The sequence below is a fragment of the Devosia sp. WQ 349K1 genome (genome assembly GCF_016595685.1).
GTDB lineage: Bacteria > Pseudomonadota > Alphaproteobacteria > Rhizobiales > Devosiaceae > Devosia.
In genome coordinates this window covers 197,746-212,361 of record NZ_JAENGO010000004.1, presented here as the reverse complement: position 1 = coordinate 212,361, position 14,616 = coordinate 197,746, and the positions used below count along the sequence as shown (strand labels likewise).

General features: G+C 57.1%; 14 protein-coding genes. 4 read left to right on the top strand and 10 right to left on the bottom strand.

Going from position 1 to position 14,616, the window contains the following annotated elements; translation table 11 throughout:
* Positions 1–28 precede the first annotated feature (28 nt).
* Positions 29–733 carry a histidine phosphotransferase family protein gene (locus tag JHL21_RS09910; protein ID WP_200213218.1) on the top strand — a complete coding sequence of 235 codons (705 nt, stop codon included), beginning with the start codon at positions 29–31 and terminating at the stop codon, positions 731–733.
* A 64-nt stretch (positions 734–797) separates the two neighbouring features.
* The gene (locus JHL21_RS09905; RefSeq protein WP_182394349.1) at positions 798–1,166 is read left to right on the top strand and encodes a PleD family two-component system response regulator; all 369 of its coding nucleotides are present in this window, start codon (positions 798–800) and stop codon (positions 1,164–1,166) included.
* Here JHL21_RS09905 and JHL21_RS09900 read toward each other — a convergent pair.
* A complete protein-coding gene (locus tag JHL21_RS09900) occupies positions 1,163–2,296 on the bottom strand; it encodes a hypothetical protein (protein WP_200213216.1) in 1,134 nt (377 codons plus the stop codon). The two genes, JHL21_RS09905 and JHL21_RS09900, sit on opposite strands and share 4 nt — an antisense overlap.
* Positions 2,297–2,427: 131 nt before the next feature.
* Positions 2,428–3,135, bottom strand: a complete 708-nt coding sequence (ctrA, locus tag JHL21_RS09895; RefSeq protein ID WP_169195357.1) for a response regulator transcription factor CtrA — start codon at positions 3,133–3,135, stop codon at positions 2,428–2,430.
* A gap of 437 nt (positions 3,136–3,572) precedes the next feature.
* Here ctrA and fliI point away from each other — a divergent pair, with 437 nt between their 5' ends.
* Together fliI and fliJ are read left to right on the top strand one after the other, a co-directional pair.
* Positions 3,573–4,901: a flagellar protein export ATPase FliI gene (gene fliI, locus JHL21_RS09890; RefSeq protein ID WP_200213215.1), complete on the top strand. Its 1,329-nt coding sequence runs from the start codon at positions 3,573–3,575 to the stop codon at positions 4,899–4,901.
* Between the two features lie 60 nt (positions 4,902–4,961).
* A complete protein-coding gene (gene fliJ / locus JHL21_RS09885; protein ID WP_169195359.1) occupies positions 4,962–5,372 on the top strand; it encodes a flagellar export protein FliJ in 411 nt (136 codons plus the stop codon).
* Positions 5,373–5,440: 68 nt separating this feature from the next.
* Here fliJ and JHL21_RS09880 read toward each other — a convergent pair whose 3' ends face one another.
* The 8 genes from JHL21_RS09880 to fliF all read right to left on the bottom strand — a co-directional run bounded on the left by JHL21_RS09880 (position 5,441) and on the right by fliF (position 14,336).
* Positions 5,441–6,115, bottom strand: coding sequence for a PRC-barrel domain-containing protein (locus JHL21_RS09880; protein WP_248305979.1), 675 nt, complete (start codon positions 6,113–6,115; stop codon positions 5,441–5,443).
* Positions 6,116–6,479: 364 nt separating this feature from the next.
* Positions 6,480–6,935, bottom strand: a complete 456-nt coding sequence (locus JHL21_RS09875) for a GNAT family N-acetyltransferase (protein ID WP_200213214.1) — start codon at positions 6,933–6,935, stop codon at positions 6,480–6,482.
* 33 nt (positions 6,936–6,968) lie between these two features.
* On the bottom strand, positions 6,969–9,131 hold the full coding sequence (gene flhA / locus JHL21_RS09870) for a flagellar biosynthesis protein FlhA (protein WP_200213213.1): 2,163 nt from the start codon (positions 9,129–9,131) through the stop codon (positions 6,969–6,971).
* 98 nt (positions 9,132–9,229) lie between these two features.
* Entirely contained in the window at positions 9,230–10,594 is a 1,365-nt protein-coding gene (locus tag JHL21_RS09865; protein WP_200213212.1) for a sigma-54 dependent transcriptional regulator, read from the bottom strand.
* 10 nt (positions 10,595–10,604) lie between these two features.
* A complete protein-coding gene (fliN, locus tag JHL21_RS09860) occupies positions 10,605–10,895 on the bottom strand; it encodes a flagellar motor switch protein FliN (protein ID WP_248308976.1) in 291 nt (96 codons plus the stop codon).
* 41 nt (positions 10,896–10,936) lie between these two features.
* Positions 10,937–11,623, bottom strand: coding sequence for a FliH/SctL family protein (locus tag JHL21_RS09855; protein ID WP_199531880.1), 687 nt, complete (start codon positions 11,621–11,623; stop codon positions 10,937–10,939).
* 2 nt (positions 11,624–11,625) lie between these two features.
* A complete protein-coding gene (fliG, locus tag JHL21_RS09850) occupies positions 11,626–12,702 on the bottom strand; it encodes a flagellar motor switch protein FliG (RefSeq protein WP_199531879.1) in 1,077 nt (358 codons plus the stop codon).
* A gap of 5 nt (positions 12,703–12,707) precedes the next feature.
* The gene (gene fliF, locus JHL21_RS09845) at positions 12,708–14,336 is read right to left on the bottom strand and encodes a flagellar basal-body MS-ring/collar protein FliF (protein ID WP_199531878.1); all 1,629 of its coding nucleotides are present in this window, start codon (positions 14,334–14,336) and stop codon (positions 12,708–12,710) included.
* Between the last annotated feature and the right edge of the window lie 280 nt (positions 14,337–14,616).

The window sequence follows — 14,616 nt, the reverse complement described above, 5'->3', positions numbered from 1 at the left end:
TCCTCATAAAGCTTTGGAGCATAGGCGCATGGCCGATATCATTGAGCTCAATGCAACTGATCTGGCGGCTATGCTTTGCTCGCGCGTTTGCCACGATCTCATCAATCCCATTGGCGCAATTGGTAATGGCCTAGAAGTGCTTGCAGACCCTTCGCAGGGTGAAATGGCGGAAGGCGCGCGCGATTTGATCGCCAACGCGGCCACGCAGAGCCGAGCAAAGCTTGAGTTCGCTCGTTTGGCTTATGGCGCGTCGTCAACTTCGGGCACCGATATCGACACACGCGAATGCGAACGCGTTGCGCGCATTCTGTTCGAGGTCGAAAAGGCCGATCTTGAGTGGAATGTGCCACTGATCCTGCTGCCAAAGCATAAGGCAAAGCTCTTCATGAACATGCTGCTGATCGCAGCAGGTTCGGTGCCGCGCGGTGGTCAGGTAACCGCCAAGATCTCTGGCGGGACCGGCGAAGAAAAGTTTGAGTTTTATTCAAAGAGCGACACCGAAAAGCGTCAGCGCACATTGGTCCCTGCGGGCGCAGCGGGTCTGGTCATGGGCATTCCTGAAGAGGGTTATGTTGATGCGCGTGGCATTCAGCCATTCTATACGGGCCTCCTCGCGCGCATGACCGATATGGAACTGACGATCGGTCTTGAAAATGAGCAGTTCTATTTTACTGCAACGCCAAAGATGAAATCAGCTGAGACTGCAGGAAATACGGCGTCTGAGCAGGCTTAATAACCTTTCGCCAACCAGTTAGACTGCATAGTCCCCGGAACGACATTCGTTCCGGGGCTTTTTTATGCGCACGTGCCTAATCGTTGATGACTCTAGCGTCGTCCGTAAGGTTGCCCGCAGGATCCTGGAAGATCTCGACTATATTGTCGACGAGGCCGAGGATGGTCAGGAGGCAATCGAGAAATGTCGCGAGACCATGCCTGATGCCGTGCTGGTGGACTGGCACATGCCCATCATGAGTGGCCTCGAATTCATCAAGCTGTTGCGTACCTATGTTGGTGGTGAAAAGCCTCGCGTGATCTATTGCACAGTTGAACACGACATTGGCGCCATTGCGCTCGCCCTAAAGGCGGGAGCCAATGACTACATGATGAAGCCTTTTGATCGCCAGTTCCTAGAGATCAAATTCGACCCGCAATTGCTCTCTGCTTAGAGCGGGTCTGCTCTGGTAAAAGTGAGGTCAGACAAGACGCAGCCCTCAGCTTGGCCAAGTGTGAAGCCATCTTCGGCTTCTGAGTAAGGGCAGGTCATCGGGAACTGGGCTGCGCCCAGCCGTCCACTGGCCTCGCTTAAGGTCAGCTCTCCCTCTGCCATAACAAAGCGTCCGGAAACTTGGCGGTTGAGACTATCGGAGAGCGTGAAGCTGCCGGTATCGAGCAATGTCAGCTTGAGTCCGCGCTGTGTTTCGTATGTCGTTCCATTTAGGCTCGGCGCTATGGCCTGAGCGATATTGGTTTCGACGCTCTGTAACGCCGTTGAGCGTTGTGTAAGGTTGCGCGTCAGCTCTTCGACCTGCGGTTGGAGCGTTGTGATCTGCTCTGAATAGGCCGCGACCTGAGTTTCAAGAGTGGTTTTGGCCTGCGTCAGATCTGCCAGTTTAGCCTGAGCCTCTTGTGCCGCTGCGTTCGCCGTTTCCGTCGCGAGCTTTGCTTGCGCGAGGCGGTCCTGAGCCTCAAGGAGCTCGGTTCGTGAGGATTGTAGTTCTGACTGAAGGTCCGCAAGAGTTGCTGAGTTCGTGGCGACCTCTTGGGCCATTTGCGCAACATTGGTTGTCGCCGTCTGTTCTTGTCGACGCGCCTCCGTCAAGCGCGTGTCCACTTCGCTGAGTTGACGTGAGGCAGACTCCGTCTCCGCCTGGATAGAGGCCTGCCGCGACGCTGCTTCATTGAGCAATTGTTTAGCGGCGTCAGCCTGTTCGATCAGGCCCTGCGTTGCAGATTTGGTGTCTTCGAGGTGTGTGACGGCCTGTGCCAACTCATTCTGGCGGGCTTCGAGTTCGGTTGAAGCTGCCGTGAACGCGGTGCTCACCGACCCCAACTGTTGTTCAACATCCAAAAGCTTGGCATTGGCTTGCGCAATTTGCCCATGGGTGCGGTCACGCTCCGCCAAGGTGGCGGATAGCTGATCGCGCTCGCTTGTGAGCAGGGCAAGTGTCCCCTGCTGTTGGCGGTCCGAAAGGCCTGCGTTGATCCACATGGCTACGAAAGCAATCCAGCCAGCGACAGCTAAGACCAGTAGCACAAGGGGGAGAGGTTCGCGGAGGCGGCGCGATAGGTCGGTCATGGTTCTGCTCTCAACAGCGTGTTTGAAAGCGGAACGACATCAGGCGCGCGCCAGTTCCGATGGCGGTGCCCATAAAGAAAAACCTCGCGCTGTTGAGCACGAGGTTTTTGGAACGATCTGGGGGATCAGATTTAAGCGACGTTCTCGCTGTAAACGTCTGCCTCATCGGGCTCGCGCAGCACGTAGCCACGGCCCCAAACGGTTTCGATGTAGTTCTTGCCACCGGTGGCAACCGAGAGCTTCTTGCGAAGCTTACAGATGAACACGTCGATGATCTTGAGCTCGGGCTCGTCCATGCCGCCGTACAGATGGTTGAGGAACATTTCCTTGGTCAGGGTCGTGCCCTTACGCAGGGAAAGGAGTTCCAGCATCTGGTATTCCTTACCGGTCAGGTGAACGCGCTGACCCTGAACTTCGACGGTCTTGGTGTCGAGGTTAACAAGCAGGTCACCGGTCGAGATGACCGACTGGGCATGGCCCTTGGAACGACGGACAATGGCGTGGATGCGGGCCACGAGTTCGTCTTTGTGGAAAGGCTTGGTCATGTAGTCGTCGGCGCCAAAGCCGAGACCGCGGACCTTGTCTTCGATGCCAGCCAGACCCGAAAGGATCAGAATTGGCGTCTGGACCTTAGCGACGCGAAGCGTGCGCAAAACCTCATACCCGCTCATGTCGGGCAGGTTCAGGTCCAGAAGAATGATGTCGTAGTCGTAGAGTTTACCAAGATCCACGCCTTCCTCACCGAGGTCGGTGGTGTAGACGTTGAAACTTTCGGACTTCAGCATCAGTTCGATGCTCTGCGCTGTCGCGCTGTCGTCCTCAATAAGGAGTACCCGCATTATAATCCCCTTGTCATGTCGTTCCTGCTGGAACTTGCGGTAGGCAAGGCCAGATTGCCCTTTCCGCTCCAACCCTACTGGATATGACTGAACCCTAAGTGCAATTAGTTAACAAAGTTTAATTCTGATCCGCAATACGCAAAACGCGTTAGGGTGAATTAAGTTTAAATCGTTGAAAAACTTAGGAAAATTGCCTGAAAAATTCTTAAAGCATTACGTTAAGAAAGCCCTTCAATGGACTCTCTCGACTCAGGCATTTGGCGGTGGGGGTAAGGGTTTCGCCCAAGTCTGGGCAGGGGACACATATCCCCAATCATGAATGCTGATAGCGATTTTCAGTTAACGTTCAGTTACCCTCGTGAGGAATTACGCATGCCGATTCGCTCTCCCCGGTAACCTTTACCGCGCGACGGCCATATGGAGCGCATATAGGAAATATGAAGGCCCTTATCTCAGCCATAGACGCGGTCGAGGAAGTGGAGGTTTTTGGGCGGGTGAAATCCGTGCAAGGCCTGCTCATCGAGGTTGCCGGCCCTGTGCGTGAATTGCGCGTCGGTGGTCGGGTTGAGATCATCAACAGCGACGGCACAGTGCTGTTCGCTGAAATCATCGGGTTTCGGGACGGTCATGCGCTTTGCCTCCCATTTGGCGAGCTCGGTGGGGTGCGGCTAGGCTGCAAGGCGATTTTCCGGCGCCATGATGGCGCGGTAAATCCGAGTGAGGCCTGGCTCGGGCGCGTTGTGAACGCGAATGGCGAGCCGATCGACGGCAAGGGGCCTTTGCCGCGTGGGGCTATATCCTATCCGCTGCGTCAGTCGCCGCTGGCCGCTCACGACCGTGTCCGTGTTGGTGAGCCTATCGAGCTTGGCGTGCGATGCCTCAACACCTTCACCACGATGTGTGAAGGGCAGCGCATGGGTATTTTTGCTGGCTCGGGCGTGGGCAAGTCGGTGCTCATGTCTATGTTGGCCCGCAATACGGACGTCGACGTTTCCATCATCGGTTTGATCGGTGAACGTGGGCGCGAAGTGCATGAGTTTATCGGCGAGTATCTCGGCGAAGAGGGGCTCAAGCGCGCTATCGTTGTGGTGGCGACCTCGGACGAAGCGGCGCTGATGCGGCGGCAGGCATGCTATATGTCTATGGCTCTGGCGGAGTATTTCCGCGATCAGGGCAAACGCGTCTTGTGCATGATGGACAGTCTGACGCGCTTTGCTATGGCTCAGCGTGAAATCGGGCTGGCTGTTGGTGAACCGCCGACCGCGAAGGGTTATCCGCCCACAGTGTTCACAGAACTGCCTCGTTTGCTCGAAAGAGCGGGGCCAGGAACGCCTTTGACGGGTTCTATTACAGGTCTATTTACCGTTTTGGTGGAAGGTGATGATCACAACGAGCCAATTGCGGATGCCGTGCGCGGGATTCTCGATGGGCACATTGTGATGGAGCGCGGCATTGCCGAGCGGGGACGTTACCCTGCCGTCAATGTGCTCCGGTCCATCTCGCGTACAATGCCGGGGTGCGTGCCTGAAGAGGTGCGACCAACCCTGACACGAGCGCGAGAACTCATGTCCATTTTCTCGGACATGGAGGAGCTGATCCGGCTGGGGGCTTACCGGAAAGGGTCAGATCCGCTTGTGGACCGCGCAATCGCTATCAACCCGAAGCTTGAGGCTTTTTTGAGCCAGCGACGGGATGAGGTGACATCGATCCAGGACGGTTATGCCGGGCTGGCTGAGATTATCGCTGAAGCGGATGCACGGGGCTGATGGAGCAATGCGTGTATGGCAGGGCTCCGGAACTGACTTGGTGTGTAAGGAGTACAGGTCGTGAAGTCGCGCAATGAGAGTCTGATTAGACTCAAGAAATTTCAGGTGGATGAGAAGCGTCGCCAAGTCGCCCAGATCGAAATGATGATCGCCGACTTCGAACGCATGGCCACCGAACTCGATCAGCAGATCGAGATCGAACAAAGCAAAACCGGTATTACCGATATTGCTCACTTCGCATACTCAACCTTTGCTAAGGCAGCGATGGGTCGTAGAGACAATCTGCTCGCCTCGGCAAACGATATGCGGGTGAAACTGGAAGCGGCGCAGGATGCGCTGGCCGAGGCGCTCGAGGAGCTCAAGAAGATCGAGCTGCTTGATCAGCGCGAGCACCAGCGTGAACGTGATGAGCAGAACAAGCTCGAGCAGGCTGAATACGACGAAGTCGCTCGCTTGCGCTATCGCCGCTAAATACAGGTTAAAGAATACGAATAGGCCCGCCGTAGCGGGCCTATTGCTTTTGATCTCTCGAGATCAGATTACATCGCTGGTGCTGGGGTCACTTCGGTTGCTGGAGCAACAACAGCATCGGTTTCCCAAACGAAGTCTGGGGCGCTGGTCAGCGCTTCGGCGGTTGTTGGCATGACCCAACGTTCGGTGTTGTCAAAGGCGATCGCGTGGTCGAGGGCGGTGAAATCGACAGCAACGTTCTTTTCACCGATGCCGAGGAAACCGCCAACGCCCAGAACAACGGCCTGGATCGAGCCATCAAGGCCGATCACGAGATCCTTCACTGTACCGATTTCTTCAGCAGTGTCGGTGGTGTCTGAGTAAACTGGCGCGCCGATCAGCTTGCTGACGACGGCATCACCGTCGAGCACGACGTAACCGGTCGCCAGATCGATTGGCTGGCGGGTTGCATGCGCCAAGTCGGTCGCTGCATTATTTGCGGCAGCCGAGGCATTGGCAGCAGCATTGTTCGCGGCGGCACCTGCATTGTCTACGGCGTTATCGACAGCGGCGCCCGCGTCCTGTGCAGCGTCCTTAACTGCATCTCCGGCGTTCTGCATGGCGTTACCGGCCGCATCAAGAGCATTGTCGACCTTCTGGCCAACGGTTGGTTCTGCTGGGGCGACCACTACGGCGTCCTGGGCAATGGCACCCATGCTCAAAACAGCGGTCAGTGCGGTAGTAGCAAAAAGCGTGCGGATCATTGTAAGCTCCAATGGTTCGTCGTTGCGATGAACAGGGCCGTGCGGTGCAAAACTTGGCTGTGGCGCACCGTGCGGCCCATTATGTTTGAAACAACGCGTCTTCGGCGGCAGCCGTTCCGTTAAAATTTACTTTGTCGGTTTAGTGAAAATGAAAAAGCCGGTCGTTGGATGCCAACGCCGGCCTTCTCTGCCTCCCGTTAACGGGCTCATATCATTTAATCTTCCGCGCCTGCGCTAGGGCAGGGGATGATTATGACGCGCGCAATGTTTGTGCACTTAGGAGCCGACATTGCATCGACATCCTTAGCTTATCGGAAGTTATCTAAAGCAGCACCTCAAGGGCGTGTTAATGATTAACGATCCGCTAATCGATCAGCTGCGCAGTATCCTTGTCATAGGTGCGCATGGCTCGGTGTGGCATGCCGCCATCCTCAAACTCAGGCCCAAACGCAACAAACCCCAAGCTTTCATAAAAGCCTAGTTTGTCGGATTGGGCGCCAAGGAAGAAGCGGTCGTGCCCTTGTTCGGCTGCGGCGCTCATGGCTGCACGAAGCATGGCCTTGGCTATCCCGCGTCCCCGGAAGCTCTGTCGCACGGCCACCCGGCCGATTTTGACGTGCTCATCAAGAAAGATCAGCCGCAGTGTGCCTACAACTTCGCCCTCTTGGATGGCGACGAAATGGGTTGCGGTGAGATCATAGTCATCCATTTCGTCTTCTTCGGGGACTTTTTGTTCCCATACGAAAACTTCCCTGCGCAGGCCGAAGGCGGCGTTGCAGAGGGTGGAAAAAACCGGAACGGAAAGAATAGTGGTGCTCATGCCCCTCTTGTAACGACCAAGAGGGGCATGGCGCTAGACGCTGCCGACTGTTTTCAGGCGAACGCGTGGATGAACTTCGTTCTGGCTCATCACAAAGGTCTGCGGACGGAAGCGCTCTACGATCGAGCGAACGTGCGGACGAATTGAAGGCGATGTGATCAGAACTGGCATTTCGCCCGCCTGCGCTGCCTTTTCATAAGCGGCTTGCACGCCGGAAATGAATTGCTGCAGTTTGGATGGGGCCATAGCGAGATGGCGGTTATCCGCGTCACCAACCATGGCCTCAGCGAAGTCGCGTTCCCATTGTGGCGAGAGGGTCAACAGCGGCAAGCTGCCATCCTGACCCAGATTGGCTGCGCAAATCTGGCGCGATAGGCGCGAGCGAACATGCTCGGTAATGGCCTGCACAGAGCGACCTGCACCGGCGATTTCTGCAATGCCTTCGAGAATGGTCGACAGATCGCGGATCGAGATGCGCTCGGCCAAGAGAGCCTGCAGGACGCGCTGGATCCCCGAAACCGTAATCTGGCTCGGGATGATGTCTTCCACGAGCTTTTGCTGATCTTTCGGCAGGCCGGAGAGTAGAGACTGCACATTGGCGTAGCTGAGAAGATCGGAGACGTTGGCCTTGAGGATTTCGGTCAGGTGGGTCGATATGACGGTGGACGGGTCGATGATCGAAAGGCCGCGCAGCTCTGCCTCGTCGCGCAAAGCGGGATCGATCCAAGTTGCGGGCAGGCCAAAAGTTGGCTCCACAGTGGAATGGCCCGGGAGGTCGATCTTGTTGCCATAGGGGTCCATAACCATCAACTGGTTCGCAAAGATCTGCCCTGCGCCTGCTTCAACTTCCTTGATCCGAACTTTGTAGTCGTTGGGTTCAAGTTGCATGTTGTCGAGAATGCGGACAGGCGGCATGACGAAACCAAGCTCCATCGCCAACTGGCGACGCAGAGCCTTGATTTGCTCAGTCAAACGATCCGAACCATTACCATCGTCGCGTACAAGGCTCAGTAGGCCATAGCCCAGTTCAAGCTTGAGATCGTCGATTTTGAGGCTGTCGCTGATCGGAGCCTCAGCCAAAGGTGAGCCGGGAGCATTGGCCGGAAGGCCCGGTGCGCCGCCGGGTCCGGGCAGCGCCGACTTCTTGAGGGCGTTTGCTGCGTCATCGGCCGTTCTTAAAGCTTTCGACTTTGAGGCGCGGAACGCGGCATAGCCGACGCCGCCTGCGAGCGCCAGAAACGGTATAACCGGCATGCCGGGCAACATAGCCAGCATGGCCATAACAGCAGCGGACATGCCAAGGGCGCGCGGATAGCCAGAGAACTGCGAGCTAAGAGCTTTGTCAGCCGCGCCGGCAACGCCGGACTTGGACACCAGGATACCCGCTGCGGTCGACACGATCAGGGCTGGGATCTGGGAAACCAGGCCATCGCCGATGGTGAGAAGCGTGTAAACATTCGCAGCTTCACCAAAGTCCAAGCCTTGCTGCATCACGCCGATAAGAATGCCGGCAGAGATGTTGATAAAGGTAATGATCAGGCCAGCGATCGCGTCGCCGCGTACGAACTTGGACGCACCGTCCATGTTACCGAAGAAGGCGCTTTCCCCTTCCAGCTCGGCACGGCGCTTTTTGGCGGTATCTTCGTCGATCAGGCCTGCGGATAAGTCAGCGTCGATCGCCATCTGCTTGCCGGGCATAGCGTCGAGGCTGAAGCGAGCCGCCACTTCGGCGATACGGCCAGAACCCTTGGTGATAACGATGAAGTTCACAATCACCAGGATGATGAAAATCACCGTCCCGATGACGAAATTGCCACGGGTCACGAAGTTGCCGAAGGCCTCAATAACGTGACCGGCTGCAGCGGTGCCGTTGTGCCCTTCCGACAGGATCAAGCGCGTTGTGGCTAGGTTCAAACCCAGACGCAACATGGTCGCGATCAGCAAAACGGTCGGGAAGGAGGAGAATTCCAGAGGTTTCTGGATGAAAAGGGCAGTCATCAGGATCATCACAGAGAAGACGATCGAGATGGCCAGGAGTAGGTCGACCAGAATAGCGGGCAGTGGGACGATCAGGATAACGATCAGACCCATGACGCCGGCGGCTAGGGCAACGTCGCCCGAGCGTAGGACTTGTAGGATCTGCCCGAGATCGGGCAGACCAAAATTGTTACGCGAATTCGTGGATTGGTCAGTCATGCTCGCTCACGAACGGCTTGGCCGCGATAAACGAAGTCCGCGCATAGCGCTCGTTTCGCTGCATTCCGATTAACTCGTGGTTCTGCACAACCGCTCCTTTAAGCGCTCCGCCGTTCGCCTGGCTCAGGAACATGTAACCCTTCATCGGTGTACTGGTTGAGCTTATTGCGCAGCGTGCGGATAGAAATCCCCAGAATGTTTGCCGCGTGGGTACGATTCCCTAGCGTATGATCCAAGGTATCGAGAATGAGGTCACGTTCGACGTCGGCAACGGTGCGCCCAACAATGGCGCGATTCATCGCCTGGGCCGTTTGAGCCGCCATCTGAGCCGGGGAGGTAGCACGGGCTGCCTCAGCGAGACCCATGCCGTCTGGCAAAACGATCGACTCGGGACCAATGGTGTCGCCAGAAGACAGCAGCACAGCGCGGTGAAGCGTGTTTTCCAGTTCACGGACGTTGCCTGGCCATGGAGCCCGAACGAGGGCGTCACGGGCTTCAGGCGACAGCTGGCGCGGCGGAATGCCATTTGCCTTGGCGTACTTCGCGACGAAGTGTTCAGACAAAATGACAACGTCGCCCGGCCGCTCGCGCAGTGGAGGCAGCTTGAGGTTCACAACGTTGAGGCGGAAGAGCAAGTCTTCGCGGAACGAGCCTTCACGCACAGCGTCGCTGAGGTTGCGGTTCGAAGTCGCGAGAATGCGGATGTCGACCGGGACTGGCTTGCCGCCACCGACGCGGTCAATGACGCGCTCCTGAATGGCACGCAGCAGCTTTGCCTGCAGGCGAACATCCATTTCTGAAATTTCGTCGAGCAGCAATGTGCCGCCAGAGGCTTCTTCAAACTTGCCAATACGGCGCGCGACCGCGCCGGTGAAGGCGCCCTTTTCGTGGCCGAAGAGTTCGGATTCGAGCAAAGCTTCTGGGATCGCGGCGCAGTTGACCGAGATAAACGGCTTGTTGGCGCGCTTGGAACGAGCGTGGACGAACTTGGCCACAACTTCCTTACCCGTGCCGCTCTCACCGGTGATCAGGATCGAGGCTTCCGAGCCAGCGATCTGCTCGGCCATGCGGACAACGCGTTCCATGGATGGATCGCGGAAGAGGAAGTCCGAACTTTCGCGTGCAACTGCGGAAATGACAGCGGCAATGAGCTCCGCGTCGGGTGGCAAAGGAATGTATTCCTTGGCTCCGGCGCGGATCGCGTTGACCGCTGCTGCGGCATTGGCTTCGACGCCACAGGCGACGACCGGTATAACAATGCGTTCTGCTTCCAGAGCGGCGATTAGGCCGGTGATGTCCATCATGACATCGACCAGCAGCAGGTCAGCCCCTTTGCCAGAACGAAGCGAAGCCAGCGCAATCTCAACCGAGGGGGCGTGAGCGACTTTGGCTCCCCCATCCATAGCCATTTTGGTTGCCGTCGAGAGCTGACCCTCAAGCGCACCGATAATGAGAAGGCGCATGGCAGAGCTCCTATTGTGGCTTGATAATTTCGGTCATGGTGACACCCAGCCGGTCATCGACCAGCACGATTTCACCACGAGCAATTAGGCGGTCGTTGACATAGATTTCCACGGCTTCGCCAACTTGGCGGTCGAGCTCGATGACCGTCCCGGTATCGAGTTTGAGCAGCTGAGAAACAGGCATTTTGGTCCGGCCGAGAACGACCGAAACGCGTACTGGTACGTCAAAAACGGCCTCGAGGTCGCCCGCGGTCCGTTCGACATAGGTGACGTCGCGTTCGGCGCGCTCGGGCGCATCCATTTCGTCGAGCAGGCTCTCTAGTGTGTTGTCAGGATCGGCCATTAACCGCTCTCCTTCGCATTCGGGTTGCGCTGACGCGCAGCAAGATAGTCAGAAATTTGGCGTTCCATTTGAATGGTTGTTTGGCCGATGTCGCGTACGATACCGCCATTGACCCATTCCATACGGCCATCGCCAAGGCGAATGTCTTCGTCACCCATGATTACCAAACGCCCGGCAAAACCCGTGGCATTGACGTGTTGGGTGGCTGACTCGCGAATAGCGTCGGCCATTTCGGGGTGGCACCGCACCACAAGGTGCGGAACGGCCCCTAAGCCTTCGAGGCACTCTGCTATCAAAGCTTCGAGCTCAACCGTCGGCTGGCGTGCGACGAGTTGATGCGCGAGCTTTTTGCTAACAGCCAGTGCCAAGCTTGCGGCTTCTGACTGGTGGCGCAGGATGGCTTCATCCAGCGCCTGGGCGTAGGGTGCCACTTGGGTCGCTAGTGTCGTGCCGAGTGCGGCGATGGTCTGTGCTGCGGTGTTGGCAGCATTGCGTTCGCCTTGTGTTACACCCTCAGCGAACGCTTCGCGTTTGGCGTCGGCTATCAGCTGCGCCACCAAATCCTCGGGGATTGAGGGAACTGGTGGCGGAGCGGGTGCTTCCGCTTCGGCAGGAACATGTCTGATCACGTGTCCAGGTTCTTCGCCCAGATCGAGATCGAAAAGATAGCGGACCGGTTGGGCCATGGTTAAGCCACCATCTGGTCGTCGGCTTTGGACTTAAGGATGACGATCTCGCCCTTGGCCGCGAGATCTTTTGCCGTTGCCACCAAGCGGGTCTGGGCTTCGTCAACATCCTTGAGCCGGACCGGGCCCATATCGCGCATATCGTCTTGCAAGACCTTGGCAGCGCGACCAGACATGTTCCGGTAGAACACATCCTTGACGGTATCGCTGGCCCCCTTAAGGGCGATACCGAGGTCACGCTTGTCGAGGCGTGCAAGCAGGGTCTGGATGGCCGACGTGTCGAGCCGTGCCAGATCCTCAAAGGTAAACATGAGCGCTTTGATGCGCTCGGCATCGTCTCGGTTAATCTCCTCAAGACTTGTAATGAAGCGCGATTCAGTCTGACGATCGAATGCGTTGAAGATTTCAGCCATCTGTTCGTGGCTGTCGCGACGCTTCTGGTGGTTGAGCGTGGACATGAACTCGACGCGCAGCGTGTTCTCGATTTTCTCGAGAATTTCCTTCTGCACAGGGTCGAGGCCAAGCATGCGCTGCACCACGTCCATCGCCAATTCTTCTGGCAGGACGGCGAGGACCTTGGAGGCGTGGTCCGGATCGATTTTGGACAACACCACAGCGATGGTCTGCGGGTATTCGTTTTTGAGATAGGCGGCCAGAACATCCGCCTGAACGTTCGACAGCTTTTCCCACATATTACGGCCAGCCGGACCGCGGATTTCTTCCATGATCGCGTCCACACGTTCCTGCGGCAGGAAGGAGAGGAGCAAGCGTTCAGTGGAGTCCGTGGTGCCGGTCAGATTGCCGTGCGAGGAGATGTTCGTGACGAAATCGATCATCAAATCGTCGAGCATTTCCTGCGTGATCGGGCCCAGACGAGCCATGGCGCGGGAAAGCTGACGGATTTCGACTTCGTCGAGTTCGTCAAAAATGGGCTTGCCGTAATCAGGACCGAGCGCGAGGACGAGGGCTGCGGCCTTCTCGTCGCCCTTAAGGGTGCGCTGCTGACCGCCAACCTGCAAGAGTGCGCCGGCGCCGATTTGAAGGTTCTGATCTTTGCCAGACTGAGAAACGAGGGTCATTTCGATTACGCCGCGCTGCCGAGCCAGTCACGCACGATAAGTGCGGCCTGCTTGGGGTTTTCTTCAACGAGCGTGCCGACGGTCTTGAGCGTCTGCAGCTGGGTTTCGCCCATGGACTTGGCGTTAGCCACCCACGCTGGGGTTTTGTCCTTGGGTTGGAGCAACTGCTCGTCGAGCAGCTGTCCGTCGGCAGTGAGGACGGCGTGGTTGCCGAGCTCAGCTGCTTCGGGCAAAGCAAGCGTTTCGGTTTCTGGGCTCAGAACCTTCTTGAGCAGAGGGCGCATCACAAAGAACACGAGGGCCAGAGCGATGAGCAGGGTGACGGCCATTTCGGCGCCATTCATCAGGTCATCACGGGTGAAGTCGAGAAGGCCTGCGGTGTTGTCGGTGCCGACGCCAGCAAGGCCTGGGCGTTCGGCAAACTGCATGTTGACCACTTCAACAGTGTCGCCACGTTCTGCCGAGAAGCCGACTGCTGAGCGAACAAGGGTCAAAATTTGGCTGACTTCGTCGGCGCTACGCGGATTGTAGGCGAGGTTGCCGTTGCCGTCGTCGGCATAGCTACCGTCCACAACCACAGCAACGGAGAGGCGCTTAACAGCACCCGGCTCAGTGGTGGCTACCTGGGTGGTACGATTGATTTCGTAATTGGTGGTCTCTTCGAGCGAGGTGCCCTGTTCAGCAAAGCCATTGGCAGCGTTCTCGCTGGCGCCTGGAAGCTCGTTTGCAACCGTGACCTGACCATTTGCGCCGTTCGACAGGGTCTCGCTTTCACGCGACTGGATAGAACGTGCAACCTGGCTTTCTGGGTCAAAGGTTTCTTGCGTTACGGTCTGGCGATTGAAGTCGAGCTCTGCTGCAACTTCAACACGGGCGCGCCCTGCACCAACCACGTTTGCCAGCATGTCTTCGATGCGGGTGCGCATGCGGTTTTCATAAGAAAGCGTGCGCTCTTCATTCTTGGCGGTAACGAGGCTGCCTTCGTCGCCTTCGGCGCCCGAGGCGAGCAGATTGCCCTGGTCGTCTACGATGGAGACGCGGGTTGGGTTCAGGCCTTCAATGGCCGAGGCGACCATGTGCTGAACGGCGCGAATTTCGTTGTTCGAAAGTTGACCGCGGACCGAAAGTACGATGGAGGCTGAAGGATCCTTGCGTTCGCGACGGAATAGTTCACGCTCTGGCAGAACCAAATGCACGCGCGCACTTTTGATGCGGGTCAGGGACGTGATGGTCCGTGCGAGTTCGCCTTCAAGGGCGCGAACATTGTTGATGTTCTGGACAAAGCTGGTCGCGCCGAGCGTCGACTGCTGGTCGAAAATTTCATAGCCCACTTGGCCGCGGGTCGGCAGACCTTCGCCAGCAAGCTGCATACGGACGGTGGTGATCTGATCGCGCGGGATCAGAATGGTGTCACCGTCGCCGCGAATTTCGTGCGGCATGTTGAGCGTCTGCAGCTCGGTAATGATTGCCGATGAATCTTCTAACGTTAATCCAGAATAGAGGGGCGCCAGATTTGGGGTCTGGGCGCGCATGATAAGAAACCCGAAAAATCCGAGCATGAGAACCGCAACGAGAGCCATTGCCGCAAGGCGGGCCATTCCGATCCGGTTGATAAATGTAGTTAAGGTTTCCACGCGTTCACTCTGCGACTCGTTCGGTCGCTGGAGCCCCCACCAACCGCTGGGCAAAATTTACCTATTTGATGGTTAACAAGGTGTTAACCGATTGCCGCATTTTGCAAATACCCGGCAATAACTGCCTGCCACCCAAGCATTTGCTGGGGAGGCACGTTCGTCATAAGCTGTGGATTTACAATGCGAAAACCCGCCAGCTTTCGCCGGCGGGTTAAGATTTGTGGCAGACTTGTGACTGACCCTTTTTGAGGGTCTAGGGAAGATGCAACTGTGGGAAACC